The organism is Stutzerimonas stutzeri, assembly GCF_038561965.1.
Lineage (GTDB): Bacteria > Pseudomonadota > Gammaproteobacteria > Pseudomonadales > Pseudomonadaceae > Stutzerimonas > Stutzerimonas stutzeri_AA.
The window spans coordinates 1,008,866-1,027,491 of the sequence record NZ_CP139348.1; the positions used below are offsets into that span (position 1 = coordinate 1,008,866).

The 18,626-nt window shown below is 63.1% G+C and carries 17 protein-coding genes and 1 tRNA gene; 13 read left to right on the forward strand and 5 right to left on the reverse strand.

All coding sequences use genetic code 11. The features are described 5' to 3' along the window. Nucleotides 1-16: 16 nt before the first annotated feature. From mksF to mksB, 3 genes are all read right to left on the reverse strand, one after another. Complete coding sequence (gene mksF / locus SM130_RS04505; protein WP_102826959.1) at nucleotides 17-2,851, reverse strand: Mks condensin complex protein MksF; 2,835 nt, start codon at nucleotides 2,849-2,851, stop codon at nucleotides 17-19. Next, nucleotides 2,848-3,549, reverse strand: a complete 702-nt coding sequence (gene mksE, locus SM130_RS04510; protein ID WP_102826960.1) for an Mks condensin complex protein MksE — start codon at nucleotides 3,547-3,549, stop codon at nucleotides 2,848-2,850. The genes mksF and mksE overlap by 4 nt, the downstream gene beginning before the upstream one ends. A gap of 201 nt (nucleotides 3,550-3,750) precedes the next feature. After that, complete coding sequence (mksB, locus tag SM130_RS04515) at nucleotides 3,751-5,037, reverse strand: Mks condensin complex protein MksB (protein WP_102826961.1); 1,287 nt, start codon at nucleotides 5,035-5,037, stop codon at nucleotides 3,751-3,753. Nucleotides 5,038-5,310: 273 nt separating this feature from the next. Between mksB and SM130_RS04520 the strand changes: the two genes are divergently transcribed. The 5 genes from SM130_RS04520 (at nucleotide 5,311) to rimI (ending at nucleotide 10,854) form a co-directional block, all read left to right on the forward strand. Continuing rightward, a complete protein-coding gene (locus SM130_RS04520) occupies nucleotides 5,311-6,408 on the forward strand; it encodes a carboxynorspermidine decarboxylase (RefSeq protein ID WP_102826962.1) in 1,098 nt (365 codons plus the stop codon). A 26-nt stretch (nucleotides 6,409-6,434) separates the two neighbouring features. Further along, nucleotides 6,435-7,673 (forward strand): saccharopine dehydrogenase family protein, encoded by a 1,239-nt coding sequence (locus tag SM130_RS04525; protein ID WP_102827036.1) that lies wholly within the window; start codon nucleotides 6,435-6,437, stop codon nucleotides 7,671-7,673. Between the two features lie 373 nt (nucleotides 7,674-8,046). Continuing rightward, a complete protein-coding gene (locus SM130_RS04530) occupies nucleotides 8,047-9,591 on the forward strand; it encodes a 2-isopropylmalate synthase (RefSeq protein ID WP_102826963.1) in 1,545 nt (514 codons plus the stop codon). Further along, nucleotides 9,588-10,409 (forward strand): energy transducer TonB, encoded by an 822-nt coding sequence (locus tag SM130_RS04535; RefSeq protein WP_102826964.1) that lies wholly within the window; start codon nucleotides 9,588-9,590, stop codon nucleotides 10,407-10,409. Before SM130_RS04530 ends, SM130_RS04535 begins: the two co-directional genes overlap by 4 nt. After that, the gene (gene rimI / locus SM130_RS04540; protein WP_102826965.1) at nucleotides 10,402-10,854 is read left to right on the forward strand and encodes a ribosomal protein S18-alanine N-acetyltransferase; all 453 of its coding nucleotides are present in this window, start codon (nucleotides 10,402-10,404) and stop codon (nucleotides 10,852-10,854) included. The genes SM130_RS04535 and rimI overlap by 8 nt, the downstream gene beginning before the upstream one ends. Before the next feature lie 391 nt (nucleotides 10,855-11,245). On the opposite strand, the gene SM130_RS04545 is transcribed toward rimI, so the two are convergent. Next, nucleotides 11,246-11,788 carry a hypothetical protein gene (locus tag SM130_RS04545; protein ID WP_102826966.1) on the reverse strand — a complete coding sequence of 181 codons (543 nt, stop codon included), beginning with the start codon at nucleotides 11,786-11,788 and terminating at the stop codon, nucleotides 11,246-11,248. A gap of 177 nt (nucleotides 11,789-11,965) precedes the next feature. Here SM130_RS04545 and otsB point away from each other — a divergent pair, with 177 nt between their 5' ends. The 8 genes from otsB to SM130_RS04585 all read left to right on the forward strand — a co-directional run bounded on the left by otsB (nucleotide 11,966) and on the right by SM130_RS04585 (nucleotide 17,180). Continuing rightward, nucleotides 11,966-12,763, forward strand: a complete 798-nt coding sequence (otsB, locus tag SM130_RS04550; RefSeq protein ID WP_102826967.1) for a trehalose-phosphatase — start codon at nucleotides 11,966-11,968, stop codon at nucleotides 12,761-12,763. Beyond that, nucleotides 12,760-14,175 carry an alpha,alpha-trehalose-phosphate synthase (UDP-forming) gene (otsA, locus tag SM130_RS04555; RefSeq protein WP_102826968.1) on the forward strand — a complete coding sequence of 472 codons (1,416 nt, stop codon included), beginning with the start codon at nucleotides 12,760-12,762 and terminating at the stop codon, nucleotides 14,173-14,175. Before otsB ends, otsA begins: the two co-directional genes overlap by 4 nt. Before the next feature lie 80 nt (nucleotides 14,176-14,255). Next, complete coding sequence (can, locus tag SM130_RS04560; RefSeq protein WP_102826969.1) at nucleotides 14,256-14,900, forward strand: carbonate dehydratase; 645 nt, start codon at nucleotides 14,256-14,258, stop codon at nucleotides 14,898-14,900. Then, a complete protein-coding gene (locus tag SM130_RS04565; RefSeq protein ID WP_102826970.1) occupies nucleotides 14,900-15,799 on the forward strand; it encodes a DMT family transporter in 900 nt (299 codons plus the stop codon). The genes can and SM130_RS04565 overlap by 1 nt, the downstream gene beginning before the upstream one ends. A gap of 162 nt (nucleotides 15,800-15,961) precedes the next feature. Beyond that, nucleotides 15,962-16,038: transfer RNA gene (locus tag SM130_RS04570), tRNA-Met, on the forward strand. A 91-nt stretch (nucleotides 16,039-16,129) separates the two neighbouring features. Further along, nucleotides 16,130-16,411, forward strand: a complete 282-nt coding sequence (locus SM130_RS04575; protein WP_102826971.1) for a hypothetical protein — start codon at nucleotides 16,130-16,132, stop codon at nucleotides 16,409-16,411. A gap of 226 nt (nucleotides 16,412-16,637) precedes the next feature. Then, nucleotides 16,638-16,847 (forward strand): hypothetical protein, encoded by a 210-nt coding sequence (locus tag SM130_RS04580; RefSeq protein WP_015275957.1) that lies wholly within the window; start codon nucleotides 16,638-16,640, stop codon nucleotides 16,845-16,847. A gap of 171 nt (nucleotides 16,848-17,018) precedes the next feature. Further along, nucleotides 17,019-17,180 carry a hypothetical protein gene (locus SM130_RS04585; RefSeq protein WP_181019309.1) on the forward strand — a complete coding sequence of 54 codons (162 nt, stop codon included), beginning with the start codon at nucleotides 17,019-17,021 and terminating at the stop codon, nucleotides 17,178-17,180. A gap of 122 nt (nucleotides 17,181-17,302) precedes the next feature. Here SM130_RS04585 and SM130_RS04590 read toward each other — a convergent pair whose 3' ends face one another. Then, on the reverse strand, nucleotides 17,303-18,565 hold the full coding sequence (locus tag SM130_RS04590; protein WP_102826972.1) for an OprD family porin: 1,263 nt from the start codon (nucleotides 18,563-18,565) through the stop codon (nucleotides 17,303-17,305). Nucleotides 18,566-18,626: the final 61 nt, after the last annotated feature.

Below are 18,626 nucleotides of genomic sequence, written 5' to 3' on the forward strand. Positions count from 1 at the left end.
GCGGGGCCCTTTTTCGTCAGGCCGGTTCTTCGGTCCGTTGGGCTGAAGCAGTGTGCTCGCTGGCGACCGCCTCGCGACGGCTGATGTATTTCCAGTCCGCCTCGTCAATGTAAATGCCCGCCGGCCCGCTGCCGCCTTCCAGATCGATGGCGACGTGCGCGGAAACCTGCGGTTTGACCGACGCGAGGATTGGCACGAAGCCCAGCTGCAGGCTGGTTTCGATCAGTGCCTGCTGGTTGCGCTCGTCGATATCCGCTGCCTCGTCGAGGTAGTAGGGCAGTCGGATGCGCCCGGCCTGTTCACGATCCATCAGGTGCAGCAACAGGTACATGTTGGTCAGCGCCTTGATGGTCATGGTGGTGCCGTTGGACGCCGCACCGTCGATGTCGGTGTGGATCACCGGCTGGCCGCCGACCTTGGTGATTTCGAATGCCAGCTCGAATAGGTCCTTCAAGCCCAGCTGGTTGTTGTTCGCCGCCACCAGCCGCGCCAGATACTCCTTGGCCTCCTCGTTCTTCGCGTCCTGCTCGACCGACTGCGACAGGTCGAACACCGAGAGCGTCTCGCCTTCCTCGTACTGCCCGGCGCTGTGGATGATCTGGTCGATGTGCTTGAGCGCATCCTTGTTCGGCGCCAGTACGATGCGGAAGCTCGCCAGGTTGGAAACCTGCCGCTTGTTGATCTCGCGGTTGAACAGCGCCAACTGGTGCTCGAGGCTTTCGTAGTCGCTGCGAATATTGCGCAGTGTCCGGGCGATGTCGGTGACGGCCGCGCGACGGGCCTTGGCCAGGGTCAGCGCCTCGTCCTGGCGGTGCGCGTAGGCGTTGACCAAGAGCTGCAGGCGCCGCTCGGGATCTTCCTCGCTGTCGAACTTGGCCACGCCCTTCAGCCGCACCTGCGCATACAGCGCCTCGATCTGGCCGTCGACGCGCTGCAGTGCCTGCCAGCTGTCCTGGTAGTCGTTGAGCAGCGGCAGCAGGTTGTCCAGCGAGTCGTCCACCGGGTCCATGAACGGCGTGCCGAACGGCAGGTTGCTTGGCAGCAACTGGCGACGGCGCAGGGCGTCCTCCAGGGTGCGTTCCTTGGCTTCCAGGTCGGCCAGTTGACGGCCGATCAGCTGAAGCTTCGCCGATAGATGCTGCACGCGTTCGGCGAAGGCATCACTGGTGCGCTTGAGTTCGTCCTGGGCTGCTTCTGCCTGAGCCAGCTGTTCCAGCTTCGCGGGTTCTTCGGCGGCCAGGGTCTGGCTGCGGCGGAAGTCTTCCAGCGCCTTCTGCGCGTCCAGCACGGCCTGGTACAGCGCCTCGGCCTGAGCCTTGCTCGCGTTGCGGTCGACGGCCACGGCGTGCTGGGTCTTGAGCTGCTTGAGCTCGCGTTCGAGGCGATCCTTCTGGTCGCGCAGGGCGGCGCGGTCGGCGAGTGCCTGCAATGCCGGCGGTTCGATGTGCGAGAGATCGATTGACAGGCCGGGCACCGAGAAGGTGTCGCCTTTGAAGCGATCCAGCACCGATTCGACTGCCTTGACCCAGTCCTCGCCTTCGGCAGTGATGCCTTTCTCACCCAGCGGCAGGCTGAACAGCTGGCCGTTGAACAGGCGCATCAGGCGGTCGACATCGGCCTGGGAGAACTCTTCGCGCAGGCGCGAATAGCTGTTGTTGTCGGCGTGATCGAGCTGTTGCTTCACCGACTTCAAGCGCTTTTCCAGATCGCGCAGACGCTCGTCCAGGTCTTCACTGGAAAACTGGCGGGACTGCGCCAGCGCACCGGCCAGCTCGTCGTGGGCGTCCTTGGCGGCGAGTAGCTGCTGCTCCAGCACGTGGGCATCGTCGACCAGGGCGAAGCGGTTCTTCAGGACGGCCAGCTCGCCGAGCCAGCGCTGAGCTTCACTGATTTCACGTTCCAGCCGCATCAGCTCGCCGGTTGAGCCGCGCTGCTCGTTCTGCAAGCCGTCCTGCTCACCCCGGTAGTGCTCGGCCTGGATTACCAGCTCTTCCTTGCGCGCATCGGCGTAGTCGTGCCAGGTGCCGAGCAGGTTGTCGAGCAGCGGCGACAGGCGATGCAGCTTGCCGCGCAGCAGCTCGCGCTGGGAAACGCCGGCGGCCAGCGCCTCGACCAGCGGGCCGGCAGCCACAAGCGCCTGATAGTCCTGTTCCATGCGGCGCACGTCGCGGAAGGCCTCTTCGGTGGCGGCGATGTAGTCGACGCTGCCCGAACGCAGGCTGTGCTCGAAAGCGTCGAGGAACAGTTGCTTGAGCTTGGCCGCAGTGATCTCGCGCATATGTAGCAGGTTGATAAACAGCGCGCGGAAGGTCTTCAGGCTCTGCTCGCTGGTCGAGCGCAGCGGGATCAGCGTCATGTCCAGCGGAATCGACGTGTGCCCGCCGACCAGCAACCGGCGCAGTTCATCCGGCTTGGCCTCGTAGGCCTTGATGCCGGCGCGTTCGAGATTGGCGAACAGCTCGCGCTGGCGCAGGCAGGTGCCGTTCTGCTGGTAGTGGTCAAGATCCAGCGAGCCCCGGTAGACGAAGAACTGGTGGCCGAAGCCGCCGCCCGGGCCGCGTCCGGCGACGCCGATCACATGCGGGCCGTGGGGCAGCATGACTTCGACCAGGATGTAGCTGGTGTCAGAGGCGAAGTAGAACTTGCGTGACTGCTCCAGGCTGTATTTGCCGAAGCTCATGTCCGACATGCGCGCCAGGATCGGGAACTGCAGCGCGTTGATCGAAGCGGACTTGCCGAGGTTGTTGGCGCCGTAGACCGACAACGGGTTTTCCAGCGGGAAGATGCCCAGGCTGTAGCCGGCGGTGTTCAGCAGGGCAAAGCGGCGAATGCCGTAGCGTTCCTGGCTCATGCTTCAAGCTCCTTTTCAGCGGCGATGGCGCGGGCCAGGGCGTCTTCTTCGGATTCTTCGACAAGGGCCTCGTCCGGCTCCTCGATAAGAATGATGTCATCCTCGCTGTCGTCTTCGGCGATCAGCTGCGGCGCCGGCAGCGACAGGTCGCTGCTGTGCAGGCTGGCGGCGAGATCACGGTCCTGCTGTACCGACAGGCAGACATCGAGAAAGCGGTGCATCGGCGGCAGGAAGCGGTAGACGCCGTTGCTGTCTTCGGCAAAGCCCAGCTGGGTCAGGCGGCGGATGACCTTTTCTTCCAGCTCGTCCTGGGTGGTGACTTCGGCCTGTTGGAAGAGGTCGCGGTACTTGTCCAGCAACGCCGGCAGTTCGTCGCGGCCGAGGCTACCGCCGTCGAGCACCGCCAGCGGGTCGCGGCCCTGGTCGGCCAGATGCTCGACGAGAATGAAGGTGAACAGTGCCAGGCGCTGCGCGGTCTTGTTCACCTGCGCGCCCATCTGCTCGGGGACGAAATAGTAGAAGCCTCGCGGATCGCAGACCAGCTCGTAGCCAAGCGCCTTGAACAGCGCGCGGTACTGGTCCTGCAGGTTCGATAGTTGGGCGTAGGGCTCTGGCTCGCTGCGCGACAGGTGATAGCCCTTGAACAGCTCGCGGAAGATCGGCGCCAGCTGGGTCATTTCCTTGAGGTCGATGTTCATTCAGGTCGCTCGGAGATCGTTGGACGGACAGGGGCGAAGCCTTGTCCTGCGAAGAATTGGGTGCGGTTGGCGGCGTACAAGCTGCGCGTTGTCCACCCTACGAGGGGTTCCGCGAGGGAGGTGGCCGCAGTGCGGTAGACCGCCCCGTGGAAAGCGGCGAAGCCTTTTCCACCGGACGCCCCCACAGGCCGCTCGAATGACTCAGCCATTGGCGTTGCCCACCAGCGCGAAGGAGCTGAGGCTGACCCGATGCTCGCGGGTCAGGTATTCGCGGCGTTCCAGGCGGTCACGCTGGAATCGGCCATCGCGTGACAAGCGCGAGAACCAGTAGAGCAGTTCGTCGGTCGCCCCATCGGGCTCCTGTTCCAGCAGCCAGGCCATCAGGTCCGGCAGCGGCAGGGCCTGCTGGCAACGCTCGATCATCTCGCGGGCGGTGCGTGGGGCGCGGGGCTGCTCGCCCTTGCGCTTGGTGCTGGCCCGGGGGAACTGCGCTGGTTTCGGCTCGAAGCGGGCCAGGGCGTAGACATAAGCCTCGACCTGGCTGGCAGAGCCGAGAAAAGTCGTTTGCGGACGGGTAAACAGCGGCAGCGAAGCCTGTGGCACGGCATCCAGACCCTTCTTGCGGATCGCCGACAGCGCCAGCGCCGCACCACGGGTCACGGCGTTGTGCCGGCGCGCTTCTTCGCGCAGTGGCAGCAGCAATTCGCGCGCTTTGCGCAGGGTCAGCTGGGCGGTGGTCTGCATCTCCAGAATGCGTGCATGAGTACGCACGAGCAGGTCGTCGTCGACCAGCTGGCCGAGGCGCTGCTGTTCGCCGAGCAGCCTCATCAGCACCTGCTCGACGCGGTGTACACCCTGTTCGAAGGCGCCATCGGCGGAGACCAGTTGAATCATCGGCTCGACGTATTCGTCCCAGGTCGCCAGGACTTCGGCATAGCGCTGGCGCAGTGGAATCTGGCGGTCGCTGGTCTTGGCCCGGTCGGCCACAGCGACCAGCGCCTGCTCGTCGTTGTCGAGCTTCTTCAATACATCGCGCACGCGCATGTCGAGCAGGCGCAGCTGGCGGGCCAGGTCGTTGCCGTCGCGAATCTCGAAGGCATCGAGGATATGCCCGGCCAGGCGCTCCAGGTGACGCAGATAGGCTTCGATCTCCAGGCACAGGCCGAGACGATGCTCGCGGCGCAGATAGGCGAGGAAGTCGTGGATCTGCGCGTTCAGCTCGAAGCGATTGGGGCTTTTGGCCACCGGCACCAGAATGTCCAGACGGATCCACTGGTCGAGCAGGGCGGTGACATCGGTGGGCGTGCCTTCCGGCAGTTGCGCGGTGAGCTGATGGCGAAGTTCGACCAGGCTCAGGGTGCCGGCGTCGAAACGCTCGCACAGCGGCTCGAGCAACGTCCAGTGTTCGGCAAGGGCACGCAATACGCGCTTGGGTTCGATCATCGAGGCGCCAGTCCAGCCAGTAAAAAAGCGCGAATTGTACTGCATTGGCGCTGGTTTGATGGCAGGCCAGACGATTGGCCGCGGCCAGAACGGTGTGGCGTAGCACAAGTCGCGCGAGTCACCTGAACGTCATTGCATGCGGGTTAGCCTGTCTAGCATCGGCGTTCGCGGCGGCAGAAGCGCTATCGGGCGTCCCGAATGATGACGAAGTGTTGAAAATCTATTTCGATATGCACCGGTAATCGGCACAATTCGCGGCTTTTGCAAACGGGGAGCTGCCGGCTCCTGTCCGGCGAAATCCCTTGGGGGCACGTACACATGATCAAGACGCCGTATTACCTCATCGACAAGCAGAAGCTCTTGGGCAATCTGGAGAAGATCGCCTACGTGCGCGAACAGTCCGGCGCCAAGGCTCTACTGGCGCTGAAGTGCTTCGCCACCTGGTCGGTGTTCGACCTGATGCAGCAGTACATGGACGGCACCACCTCGTCCTCGCTGTACGAGCTCAAGCTCGGGCGGCAGAAGTTCGCCGGCGAAACCCACGCCTACAGCGTGGCCTGGGCCGACGACGAAATCGAAGAAATGGTCGCCAACTGCGACAAGATCATCTTCAACTCCATCGGCCAACTGGAGCGTTTCGAGGCCGCCACCGAAGGCACCATTCGGGGTTTGCGCGTGAACCCACAGGTCAGCAGTTCCGACTACCTGCTGGCCGATCCTGCGCGCCCGTTCAGCCGTCTGGGTGAGCACGACCCGGCGAAGATCGAAGCTGTAATCGGCAAGATCAACGGCTTCATGTTCCACAACAACTGTGAGAACCCCAGCTTCGAACTGTTCGGCGAGATGCTGAGTACCATCGAGGAGCGCTTCGGCCACCTGCTGGAAAAAGTCGAGTGGGTCAGCCTGGGCGGTGGCATTCACTTCACCGGTGAGGGCTATCCGCTGGATGCCTTCTGCGCACGCCTGAAAGCCTTCTCGGAAAAGTTCGGCGTGCAGGTCTACCTCGAGCCCGGCGAAGCGGCGATCACCATGAGTGCGTCGCTGGAAGTGACGGTGCTCGACACGCTGTACAACGGCAAGAATCTCGCCGTGGTCGACAGCTCGATCGAGGCGCACATGCTCGATCTGCTGATCTACCGCCTCAACGCCAAGATGGCGCCCAGCGACGGCGAGCACAGCTACATGGTGTGCGGCAAATCCTGTCTGGCCGGCGACATCTTCGGTGAGTACCAATTCGATCGTCCGCTTGCCATCGGCGATCGGCTGTCGTTCATCGATGCGGCGGGTTACACCATGGTCAAGAAGAACTGGTTCAACGGCCTGAAAATGCCGTCCATCGTAGTAAAGCAGCTCGACGGCAGCGTCGAGGTGGTTCGTGAGTTCGACTTTAACGATTACCTGTCCAGCCTTTCCTGAGGCTGCAGTACAAGGGGGTGAAACAATTGAAGAAAAACGTTCTTATCATTGGTGCAGGAGGTGTCGCCAAGGTGGTGGCCCACAAGTGCGCGCAGCACAACGATGAACTCGGTCGTATTGCTATCGCGTCGCGCAACATCTCCAAATGCCAGGCCATCATCGACAGCGTGCAGGCCAAGGGCGGGCTCAAGCAGCCCGGCGAAATCAAAGCCTATGCGCTGGACGCCATGGACGTGGACTCGACCAAGGCACTGATTCGTGAGACCGAATCACAGATCGTCATCAACGTCGGTTCTGCCTTCCTCAACATGTCCGTGCTGCGTGCCTGCATCGACACCGGTGCCGCGTATCTGGATACCGCGATCCACGAAGAGCCGGGCAAGATCTGCGAAACGCCGCCGTGGTATGGCAACTACGAGTGGAAGCACCTGGCTGAGTGCCAGGAAAAGGGCGTCACCGCCATCCTCGGCGTCGGTTTCGACCCGGGCGTGGTCAACGCATACGCTGCCTTGGCGCAGCAGGAATACTTCGACAAGATCGAGTCGATCGACATTCTCGACGTCAACGCCGGTTCGCACGGCAAGTATTTCGCCACCAATTTCGACCCGGAAATCAATTTCCGCGAATTCACCGGTCAGGTGTACAGCTGGCAGAACAGCCAGTGGACGACCAACCGCATGTTCGAGGTCAAACGCACCGACGACCTGCCAATCGTGGGCGAGCAGAGCCTCTACCTGACCGGCCATGACGAGGTGCATTCGCTTTCCAAGCACCTCGACGTACCGAACGTCCGCTTCTGGATGAGCTTCGGCGAGCACTACATCAACGTCTTTACCGTGCTGAATAACCTTGGCCTGCTTTCCGAGCAGCCGGTGCGCACCGCTGAAGGCCTGGAGGTAGTACCGCTCAAGGTGGTCAAGGCCGTGCTGCCCGATCCCGCATCGCTGGCGCCGGGCTACACCGGCAAGACCTGCATCGGCGATCTGGTCAAGGGCACGAAGGACGGGCAGCCGCGCGAGCTGTTCATCTACAACGTGGCCGATCATGAAGAAGCCTACGCCGAGACCGATAGCCAGGGCATTTCCTACACCGCCGGCGTACCGCCGGTTGCCACCGCGCTGCTGGTAGCGCGTGGCGAGTGGGATGCGCAGCGCATGGTCAACGTCGAAGAGCTGCCGGCCCAGCCGTTCCTCAAGCTGCTCGATGTGATGGGTCTGCCGACTCGTATCAAGGATGAGCGTGGCGATCGGGCCTGGGATCAGTAAGCCAGCGACAAGTTGCACGCAAGAACGAAAGGCCCCGCTGCTCTGGTAGCGGGGCCTTTTGCTTTGTCGGCGGCGCGGCGGTGGATGTAAAAAGCGACATCCACCCTACGTGCAGCGGAACCTGCGGTGGCCATGCCGGCCTGCGAGATCAGCATTTGTGTTTCGTAGGGTGGAAAACGCCGAAGGCTTTTCCACCAATGGGGGCTGGCGGAAACCGCGTTGCGGTTTTCCACCTTACGCTGCTTACGGTGGATGTAAAAATGACATCCACCCTACGAACACAGCTTCGCCTTCCCGCTTCGTCGATTTCACGCGACAATCCACGGAGTACAGGCGCCCTCCGAGAGGCGCTCGGCAGCCGTGAGGATTTCCTATGAGCAGCAACGATCGCGTCATCATCTTCGACACCACCCTGCGTGACGGCGAGCAGAGCCCCGGCGCGTCAATGACCGCTGAGGAAAAGCTGCGCATCGCCCGCGCGCTGGAGCGGCTGAAGGTGGACGTGATTGAGGCCGGCTTCGCCATCGCCAGCCCCGGCGATTTCGCCGCGGTGAAACTGGTGGCCGACAACATCAAGGACAGCACCGTGTGCAGCCTGGCACGCGCCGTCGATGCCGACATCGAGCGCGCCGCCGAAGCACTGGCCGGGGCCAACGCCGGGCGCATCCACACCTTTATCGCCACCAGCCCGATCCACATGCAGTACAAGCTGCGCATGCAGCCGGACCAGGTGGTCGAGCAGGCCGTGCGCGCGGTGAAGAAGGCGCGCAGCCTGTGCGCCGACGTGGAGTTTTCCTGTGAGGATGCCGGTCGTTCGGAAATCGACTTCCTCTGCCGCATCATCGAGGCCGCCATCGACGCCGGCGCGCGTACCATCAACATCCCGGACACCGTCGGCTACGCCATCCCGCACCAGTACGCCGAGACCATCCGCCAGCTGCTCGAACGCATCCCGAATGCCGACAAAGCGGTGTTCTCCGTGCACTGTCACAACGACCTGGGCCTGGCCGTGGCCAACTCGCTGGCGGCCGTGGTAGCTGGCGCGCGTCAGGTGGAATGCACCATCAACGGCCTCGGCGAGCGTGCCGGCAACGCCGCGCTGGAAGAGATCGTCATGGCGATCAAGACCCGCCAGGACCTGCTCGACGTGCACACCCGCATCGAGACCGAGCACATCCTCGCGGCCTCGCGTCTGGTGTCGGGCATCACCGGTTTTCCGGTGCAGCCGAACAAGGCCATCGTCGGTGCCAACGCTTTCGCCCACGAGTCGGGCATCCACCAGGACGGCGTGCTCAAGCATCGCGAAACCTACGAAATCATGTCCGCCCAGTCGGTTGGCTGGAATGCCAACAAGATGGTCATGGGCAAGCACTCCGGGCGTGCCGCATTCCGTTCGCGTCTGGACGAGCTGGGCATCGTGCTGGAAGGTGACGAGCTGAATGCTGCGTTCGCCCGCTTCAAGGAACTGGCGGACAAGAAGCACGAAATTTTCGACGAAGACCTGCAAGCGCTGGTCTCCGATACCCTGGCCGATGAAGCACCGGAGCATTTCAAGCTGGCCAGCCTGGAAGTCGCGAGCAAGACCGGCACCGTGCCTGAAGCCAAGCTGGTGCTCAGCGTTGACGGTGCCGAGCGCAGCGCCCAAGCCCAGGGTTCCGGCCCGGTGGACGCCACGTTCAAGGCCATCGAAGCGGTCGCCCAGTCGGGCGCCACGCTGCAGCTGTATTCGGTCAACGCCATCACCCAGGGCACCGACTCCCAGGGTGAAGTCACCGTGCGGCTGGAGAAGGGCGGGCGCATCGTCAATGGCAACGGCGCTGATACCGATATCGTTGTCGCTTCGGCCAAGGCTTACCTCAACGCGCTGAACCTGATGCAGGTCGGCGCCAAGGCTCATCCGCAGGTGGAGGGCGTTTGATCAACGAAGCCCGGCGTCGCGCCTACCTCGACGCCATGCAGGTAGCCAGCTGGCTGCCGCGCACCGAATTACCTTTTGCTGCGCCGTCGCGGCCGGAGCTGCTGTTGCCGGTCGTGGTCGAAGCGGAGCCGGAGATTGCCGTTGCACCTGTAGCCGAGGTGCCTGTTGCCGCGTCGGTTGTGGTGCCGACGACCGCAGCGCCGGCAATCGAACAGCCGCAAGCGCCGCGCCCACGTATCGCCATGCCGGAGCCCAAGCAGCCGGTACCGGTTGCTGCCGCGGCGGAAGAACAGGCAGCCGAGCCGGCCAAGCCCATCGAGCCACCGCCACGTTTCTCGCTGCAGCTGATGCGCGCCGGCAACGTCTTGCTGGTGGTGGAGTTGCCCACCGGTGAATCCTTCCAGAGCCGCGATCCGGCCTACATCCTGCTCAAGGATCTGCTGCGCGCTGCACGTCTGCCGGATAAGCCGCAGCAGGTCGGCGATGGCGAGCCGATTCGCTGGCCGCTACTGCACAAGGGCAGCCTCGACCAGGGCGGCGAGGCCGCACGCGATTACGTCCAGGGTGTGATGGCCGCCGAGTTGGAAAACATGGGTTGCGACTGCATCTGGCTGATCGGCCGACCAGCGCTGCGTTTTGCCGGCGAAGTGGATGTCGACGCCTGCTACCGCGAACTGGCCGTCGAAGGCCTCGGGCGCGCGCTGGCGATGCCTGGGCTGGAACAGTTGATGGAGCAGCCGTCCGCCAAGGCCGAGCTGTGGAAGACCCTGCGCCGCAGCATGCCGCGCTGGCATATAGGTAGTTCGCGTGATGAATGATGCTGTCAGCTTCCGCCCGATGACCGCGGCGGATATCGAAACTGTGTTGGCGATCGAATACGCCGCCTTCAGCCATCCCTGGACACGGGGCATTTTCAACGATGCGTTGAGTGCCTACGAGTGCTGGGTAATGTTCGAGGGCGAGCAACAGGTCGGTCACGGTGTGATCAACCTGATCCTCGACGAGGCGCACCTGCTCAATATCACCGTCAAGCCGCAGAGCCAGGGTCGCGGGCTTGGCTTGCGCCTGCTGGAACACCTCATGGAACGTGCCCGCGAACGCGGCGGGCGTGAATGCTTCCTCGAGGTGCGCGCGAGCAACACCACGGCTTATCGGCTCTATGAGCGCTATGGCTTCAACGAAGTCGGCCGGCGCCGGGCGTACTACCCGGCGGCAGATGGTCGCGAAGATGCACTGGTGATGGCCTGTACGTTGCTGGATTGATCGCCGGATCGGCTGAAGGCTCAGTCATACGAGGGCGCTCCCTGGGAACGGCCCAATTATCGCTACGGCGTACCCATGCCGTAGGGTGGGCTTTAGCCCACCGCTTCGCGAGGTGTCGGTCATTTGGTGGGCTGAAGCCCACCCTACGTGTGCACTGCTGCGCGGCAGGTCCCTCATGCGGGGGCTGATTCGGCTGCCCGGAAGGGCTAACCATCCCTACGGCGCACCCATGCCGCAGGGTGGGCTTTAGCCCACCGCCTTCGCGAGGTGTTGGTTATTTGGTGGGCTGAAGCCCACCCTACAGGTACCTGGCGGGACGCTCCCGTTGCGGCAGCGTCCATCCGAGTTCTCGTTGCGCAGGTACCTATGGCTTGCGGCAAATGGCTCCGGCTTATTCCCCCGGCCGCTTGTCCCGTCCCGAATCCAGCGGGGCTTCGCCTTCCAGTTCGTCGTCGGACAGCACGCTGTCATCCTCGCGCAACACCGCATCGCCGCCGCTGAGGCCGGTGTCTTCGTCGCCTTTGGCGGGGCCGTCCCACGGCTTGCCGTCGACCGGGTCGTAGCGGCCCAGTTCGGCTTCGTCGAGATCCACGTCCGCGCCGATTTCGTGCTCCGACACCACGCTCAGGTCCTGGTCCGCCGGGCCGCCATGGCCGCGTTCGTTCGGCGAGCGCGCGCCGTCGTCCGGGATCTGCGTTTCCGGGGCCAGGTCGTCCATTGTGGTTTCACCACTGGGCACTTCACCGACCGTCATTCCGGCTTCGGCCTCACGCTCCGGCGGGAACTCGTCGGCAATCTGCTCGCCGGGCACTTCATCACCGATGCGGCCCTTGCGCTCGTCGCGGCGCTGGTCGAAGTCGAGTTGCTCCATCGAGCCCATGCGGTCTTCGGTGTCGTCGATTTCCGTCGGGGTGTAGGGTTTTTGATCGCTCATGATCGTCTCCTGTCAGGACATCGGTCTTGCAGGTGTGACCCGGCGGCTCGGGGAAGATTCAGGCTCGCCGCTGGCCGGATCCACCATCCGGGTCCATCCTTCCTGCTGCCATAGATGCCTGACCTTCTTGATGAAAAGGAGACGAACCACCGCGCGTGATCCGGAGTCCTACTCTGCATGAATGATCAAAACGACCAACCCGCGCCCGAGGCACGGCGCTACGCTTTCTTCTTCGATGTCGACGGAACGCTCGCTGAGATTCAGCCGCGACCGGAGCTCGTCTTCATTCCACCCGCCACCCTCGCGGCTCTGGAGCGTTTGCATGCTGGCGGCATTCCAGTCGCCGTGATCTCTGGCCGTCCGCTTGCGCAACTCGATGCCTTGCTCGCGCCGCTGCAACTGCCCGCCGCTGGCGTGCACGGTGCTGAACGCCGCGATGCGACGGGTGAGCTGCGCAACCTGGCACTCGACAGCCAGGCGCTGGAGCAGATCCAGCGCGAGCTGCAGCAGGCGTGCAGCCAGCATCCAGACCTGCATCTGGAGAACAAGAGCGTCGCCTTCGCCCTGCATTTTCGTCAGGCGCCTGAGCTGGAGGAAGTTGCCCGCAACCTGGCCGAAGACTTCGCCCAGCGTTACGCCGAGGTACTGACCCTGCAGCCGGGCAAGTGCGTGTTCGAACTCAAGCCCCGCGGGGCGAGCAAGGGCGAGGTGATTCGCGCCTTCATGCAGGAGCCGCCATTCGCCGGCAAAACCCCCGTGTTCCTTGGCGACGACCTCACCGACGAAGCCGGCTTTGCCGCCGTCAATGCGCTCGGTGGGCGATCCATCAAGGTCGGCGACGGCCCCAGCGAAGCCCGCGAGCGAGTCGCATCGGTGGCTGCCGTTGGCGAGTGGGTCGAAGCGCTGCTGAACGATCTCGGCGTGCCGGCCGAGCCCAAAAATAAAACCAGACTAGAGCGAGATTTTCTGCCATGAGCCGTTTAGTAGTGGTTTCCAACCGCGTGGCGCCAATCAAACCGGGCAAAGTGGCCGCCGGAGGGCTGGCCGTGGGTGTCTACGACGCCCTGCGCCAGGCCGGTGGCATCTGGTTCGGCTGGAGCGGCGAGATCAGCGCAACGCCAACCATCAACACCGAAGAAGTGGGCAACATCACCTACGTCACGCTACCGCTGAACAAGCGTGACTACGACCAATACTACCGCGGCTTCTCCAACAACACGCTCTGGCCGATCTTCCACTATCGCATCGACCTGGCGCGCTACAGCCGCGAAGAATACGACGGCTATCGGCGGGTCAACGGCATGCTGGCCGAGAAGCTCAAGCCGCTGCTCAAGCCCGACGACATCATCTGGATTCACGACTACCACCTCATCCCGTTTGCCGAAGCCTGCCGCCAGCTGGGCATCCGCAACCGCATCGGTTTTTTCCTGCACATCCCGTTTCCCGCGCCGGAAATCCTCACCGCCATCCCGCCGCACAACGAACTGCTGAAGACCTTCTGCTACTACGACCTGATCGGCTTCCAGACCGACACCGACCGCCTGGCCTTTCAGGACTACATCACCCGCGAAGTGCGCGGCGTCATCGAGCCGGACGGCAGCCTGACCGCCTACGGGCAGAACTTCCGCGCCGGGGTCTATCCGATCGGCGTGGTGCCGGACGAAATCCAGAAGCTCGCTGAAGGCTACAAAGGCCGCGCCCATCCCATGCGCCGGGCCAGCGACGCGACACGGCAGACCATCATCTCGGTTGACCGGCTGGATTACTCCAAGGGTTTGGTGGAGCGCTTCCGCGCCTACGAAGAGTTTCTCGACCGCTACCCGAGCCATCGCAATAACGTCGAATTCCTGCAGATCGCGCCGACCTCGCGCTCCGACGTGCGCACCTATCAGCACATCCGTGAGCAACTCGAAAGCCAGGCCGGGCACCTCAACGGGCGCCTCTCCGACCTCGACTGGACGCCGCTGCATTACCTCAACAAGAGCTACGACCGCCGCGTGCTGATGGGCCTGTTCCGCACCGCCGACGTCGGTTTCGTCACCCCGTTGCGTGATGGCATGAACCTAGTCGCCAAGGAATACGTCGCCGCGCAGGATCCGGAAGACCCCGGCGTGCTGGTGCTGTCGCGCTTCGCTGGTGCCGCACGCGAGCTGACCTCCGCGCTGATCGTCAATCCGTACGATTGCGTCGGCATGGCCGAAGCCCTCGACCGTGCGCTGAGCATGCCGCTGGCCGAACGCAAGGATCGCTACGAGCACCTGATGCGCGCCATCCGTGCCGCCGATCTGGATGCCTGGCGCGACAACTTCATGCGTGACCTGCGTTCGTACGTCTCCCAGCCCAGCACCACGGTCATCGAGACGGAAGAACTCGTCGAGCCGGACTGACCGCCCGCGCGAGCCGGCCTTGCTTGTCAAAGGCCAGGCCGGCTCGTAAGGTGCGGGGCCGAACCATAGGGACAACGTAGATGAGCGAGCTGGAACCGCTGTTCGAGAACAACGCCCGCTGGGCCGAGGCCATCAAGGAAGAAGACCCCACCTTCTTCGAAAAACTGTCCAAGCAGCAGGCGCCGGAATACCTGTGGATCGGCTGTTCCGATGCCCGCGTGCCCGCCAATGAGATCGTCGGTCTGTTGCCTGGCGACCTGTTCGTCCATCGCAATGTCGCCAATGTCGTGCTGCACACCGACCTCAACTGCCTGTCGGTCATCCAGTACGCGGTCGACGTGCTCAAGGTCAAACACATCCTCGTCACCGGCCACTACGGCTGCGGTGGTGTGCGCGCCTCCATGCGTGACGACCAGCTGGGCCTGATCGACGGCTGGCTGCGCAGCATCCGCGATCTCTACTACGAGCATCGCGTGCACCTCTCCAAGCTGGCCACCGAAGACGAGCAGGTCGACCGCCTCTGTGAGCTCAACGTCATCCAGCAGGTCGCCAACGTCAGCCACACCACCATCGTCCAGAACGCCTGGCACCGCGGCCAGCCGTTGGCCGTGCATGGCTGCATCTATGGCATCAAGGACGGCATCTGGAAAAACCTCAACGTCACCGTCAGCGGACTCGATCAGCTGCCGTCGCAATACCGCCTGCGTCCGCCGCGTAACGCCTGATGAACAGCCGCCACGCCCCGGCATTCGCCGGTCTGCTCATCGCTGTGCTCTGCTGGAGCGGCAACGCACTGGTGGCCCGCGCCTTTTACGATCAGATTCCGCCGCTGAGCCTGTCGTTCTGGCGCTGGGTGCTGGCTACCTGCCTGTTGCTGCCCTTCGTGGCGAAAGGCATCTGGACCCATCGAGCGGCCTTGCGTGCCGCCGGCTGGCGCCTGCCGGTGATCGCCGCGCTCGGTATCGCCAGCTACAACTCGCTGCTCTACACCGCAGCGCAAAGCACCGAAGCGATCAACCTGACGCTGGTGAATACCTGCCTGCCGCTGGCGACCTTTATCGGTGCGGGCTTTCTGCTCGGTGAATGGCCGCTGCGGCGTGCCTGGTTCGGCATGGCCGTGGCGGCGGCGGGGCTGCTCTACCTGATCAGCCGGGGCAGCTGGCAGACGTTCGCCAGCCTGTCGTTCAAGGCCGGCGACCTCATCATGCTGCTGGCCGTGCTGGTCTGGGCGCTGTACACGCTGCTGCTGCGGCGCTGGTCGAGTTTCCTCACCGTGCCCCCGCTGGTGCTGCTCGGCGTGCTGATGCTGCTTGGCGTGCCGCTGATCCTGCCGTTCTACCTGTACGAACTGAGCCGGGTAGGGGGCTTCGCCGCCACGCCGGCCAACCTCGGCGCCATCGGCTACACCGCCGTGTTCGCCTCGCTGATCGCCTACCTCGCCTGGAACCACGGCGTAAAAGTCGTCGGCGCCGCCAAGGCCGCCATGGCCAGCTACCTGATGCCGGTCTTCACCGCGCTGCTCGGCTGGGTGCTTCTGGGCGAAGCCCTGCAACCCTTCCACTGGATCGGCGGAGCGCTGATCTTCGCCGGCTTGCTGCTGGCCACTAGGCCGTCGTTCCGCTAAGCCGCGAAGGATTCCGACCTAGGCGGCTTCACCTGAGCGGCCCACCTGAGCGGCCCACCTGAGCGGTCCGGACCGTTCGTAACTAACCGTTTGAAAAGGATAAAAAATCTACAGAGCCAGGGTTGACAGCCTCAGGCGACCAGAGAATAATGCGCGCCACTTGGCTACATAGCTCAGTTGGTTAGAGCGCAGCATTCATAATGCTGATGTCCCAGGTTCAAGTCCCGGTGTAGCCACCAGACACAGAAAGGCGGTTAGCGAAAGCTAACCGCTTTTTTTGTTTTGTCCGGTGACTACACGCTGGCTACGGCTCGCTTTGGCAAGGATGCTATGAAGAATATAGCCGTATGGCTGTTCAAAACTGCAACGGTTCTAGGTGCGCTTGGGTGGTCTGCCCTTGGTTTGCTGGGTACGGAATGTCTGTTCTTTCTTGGGTCTGAAGACAACCAGATCGAGTGTTTTGCCGTCGCTTTCTATGTTTATCAGCTCCTTTTGCTACCGGCGACCGTGTTGTCGCTCGTTGCTTTTGTGTGGCTGACGAGGCGGCAGCACAATACGGCTTTGCTCTTGATCATCATCCCGTTTCTGTTCGTTAAGTTTCACTTGTTCTGAGTCGGAGCCTTCGCTTCTGTTCGAAGCGCTTGCTCTGTAAGCGCGCAGATAAGCGAAGTGCTGATCCCAGATGATCCGCAAAAGGCGGCTCATAGCGCGTAGCCCTCGTGACGGGCGATCCTTCCTCGCGTTTAGTTGCCGCCCACTAGACATCCAACGGCCCCTGGCCAAAGCTAGCCGCCTTTTTCGTTCCATCTATTTGCTGTTCCGTTTACCGAGGTAAACCATGCCTGACCGTTTTGATGAAATCCGTGCCGAGCGGGATGTTCGTTCCGTGGAGCCGTCCGTTTACAACCGTGACCCCCACGCCGGATTGTGGAAGCAGATCGCGTTGGGGATTGTGGTGGGTTATCTGGCGTTGGGCGTTTTGAGTGCCGTGGGTTGGGCGGTGTTTGTGCGGTTTGCGTTGGGTAGTCTGCAGATTGCTGTGCCATGAAGGTTAGGGCGATAGGCTAGTGAGCAGAGTCTTGTGAAGGCCGCGGTATCAGAGGGCTATGGCGCCTTAGGTAGCCGTTGACGCTGCCCATGGCGCGGCGCAGAATCGGCGCCATTTCGCGGGGAGCCATCCGCCGCTAGCGGTTTTTCTTTGGTGTCTTAAGGGCGTGTGATGAATACGTTGCTGTCTGCGGTCTCGGTGATCGTTTGTGTGTTGGCAATCAGTGCGGGTGTGATGTTCGATGTTCGGCACAAGCCGAGCGACGAGGCGAAGCGGGTGTATACCGCGGAGCGTGTGAACGAGATTCTGCGGCGTAATACCAAGCAGGGCTGAGCCGACAGGCAAGGCTGAAGCGTGAGAAAAGGCGGCCCGAGGGTCGCCTTTTTCATGCCTAAAAAAAGCCGGGCGCGAGGCCCGGCGAAGTCCAACGAGGAGAGGTGCTGCGGCGTGGGTGCTTACCAGAGCGGCAGGCTGTAACTGACGATAAAGCGGTTCTCGTCCAGGTCGCTGCCGAAGTTGCTGCGGGTGGTGGCGTTGCGCAGGCGCAGGCCGAGATTTTTCAGCGGGCCGCTCTGGAACACGTAGGCGATGTCGGTGTTGCGTTCCCAGGTCTTGCCTTCGCTGGCAGCGGGGCCGCGGTCGACGTTGTCGCCGGAGAGGTAGCGGGTCATCAGGCTCAGGCCGGGGATGCCCATGGCGGCGAAGTCGTAGTCATAGCGGACCTGCCAGGAGCGTTCGTCCTCGTTGCCGAAGTCGTTGATCTGCACCAGGTTGACCAGCGAGTTGTCGCTGCCGGCGATGTAGGCGAAACCGGTGTCACCGTTGAGCTGCTGGTAGCCGGCGCCGAAGGCGTGGCCGCCGAGCTTGTAGGTGAACATGGCGCCGAAGGCATCGGCGTCGACGTTGCTGCCGCCGTCGTCGGTCTGGTGCACGTAGCGGAGGTCGGTCTTGAAGCTCTGCTTGTCGCCAAGCGGCAGGACATGAACCAGGCCGAAGTTGTGCTCCTTGTAGATGCCGTCCAGCCCGCCGTAGTAGTAGCTGGTGCTCAGCTCCGGCGACCAGGCGTAGCGCGCGCCGGCGAAGAGGAATTCGTCGCTGCTGGTCTGGCTGCCGAACTGGATGTTGCGCCGGCCGCCGTTGAAGGCGGTCATTTCCTCGTTATCGGAGGAGTTGCGCTGGTTGACGCGGTCGAGCTTGCCGACGTCCAGGGTCAGGCCTTCGATCTCCTTGCTTTGCAGCCAGGCACCGCGATAGGTCTGCGGTAGCAGGCGGCTGTCGTTGCGCATTACCACCGGCAGGATCGGTTGCAGGGTGCCGACGTGCAGGGTGGTGGCGGATAGCTTGGCCTTGGCCGTGATGCCAGCGGAGCCGTAGTCGTCCTGGGCGCGGTTGGGCGCTTCGCGGTCGCTCTGCAGGATGCCGGTGCCGACGCGGTCGGGGCTGGAATCGAGCTTCACGCCGAGCAGGCCGATGGCGTCCACGCCGAAGCCAATCGGGCCTTCGGTGTAGCCGGATTCCATTTTCAGCATGAAGCCCTGGGCCCATTCCTCGGCCTTGGACTGACCGTCGCCGGAGCGGAAATCGCGGTTCATGTAGAAGTTGCGCAGGTCGATGCTGGCCTTGCTGTCTTCGACGAAGGCGGCGCTGGCGGGGTGGGTGGCGATCACTACGGCGCTGCCGCAGAGGATGTGGCAGAGGGTTTTGTGGTGCGGTCGCATGGTATTTCCTCTTGTTGTTGTTTTGGGCCGCTCTCGGGCGGCTACAGGGCATAGAGCGAAA

Coding starts and splice junctions, on each gene's coding strand:
- mksF (WP_102826959.1), bottom strand. CDS start 2,851: ATGAGCCAGGAACGCTACGGCATTCGCCGCTTTGCCCTGCTGAACACC.
- mksE (WP_102826960.1), bottom strand. CDS start 3,549: ATGAACATCGACCTCAAGGAAATGACCCAGCTGGCGCCGATCTTCCGC.
- mksB (WP_102826961.1), bottom strand. CDS start 5,037: ATGCAGTACAATTCGCGCTTTTTTACTGGCTGGACTGGCGCCTCGATG.
- SM130_RS04520 (WP_102826962.1), top strand. CDS start 5,311: ATGATCAAGACGCCGTATTACCTCATCGACAAGCAGAAGCTCTTGGGC.
- SM130_RS04530 (WP_102826963.1), top strand. CDS start 8,047: ATGAGCAGCAACGATCGCGTCATCATCTTCGACACCACCCTGCGTGAC.
- rimI (WP_102826965.1), top strand. CDS start 10,402: ATGAATGATGCTGTCAGCTTCCGCCCGATGACCGCGGCGGATATCGAA.
- SM130_RS04545 (WP_102826966.1), bottom strand. CDS start 11,788: ATGAGCGATCAAAAACCCTACACCCCGACGGAAATCGACGACACCGAA.
- otsB (WP_102826967.1), top strand. CDS start 11,966: ATGAATGATCAAAACGACCAACCCGCGCCCGAGGCACGGCGCTACGCT.
- otsA (WP_102826968.1), top strand. CDS start 12,760: ATGAGCCGTTTAGTAGTGGTTTCCAACCGCGTGGCGCCAATCAAACCG.
- can (WP_102826969.1), top strand. CDS start 14,256: ATGAGCGAGCTGGAACCGCTGTTCGAGAACAACGCCCGCTGGGCCGAG.
- SM130_RS04565 (WP_102826970.1), top strand. CDS start 14,900: ATGAACAGCCGCCACGCCCCGGCATTCGCCGGTCTGCTCATCGCTGTG.
- SM130_RS04575 (WP_102826971.1), top strand. CDS start 16,130: ATGAAGAATATAGCCGTATGGCTGTTCAAAACTGCAACGGTTCTAGGT.
- SM130_RS04580 (WP_015275957.1), top strand. CDS start 16,638: ATGCCTGACCGTTTTGATGAAATCCGTGCCGAGCGGGATGTTCGTTCC.
- SM130_RS04585 (WP_181019309.1), top strand. CDS start 17,019: ATGAATACGTTGCTGTCTGCGGTCTCGGTGATCGTTTGTGTGTTGGCA.
- SM130_RS04590 (WP_102826972.1), bottom strand. CDS start 18,565: ATGCGACCGCACCACAAAACCCTCTGCCACATCCTCTGCGGCAGCGCC.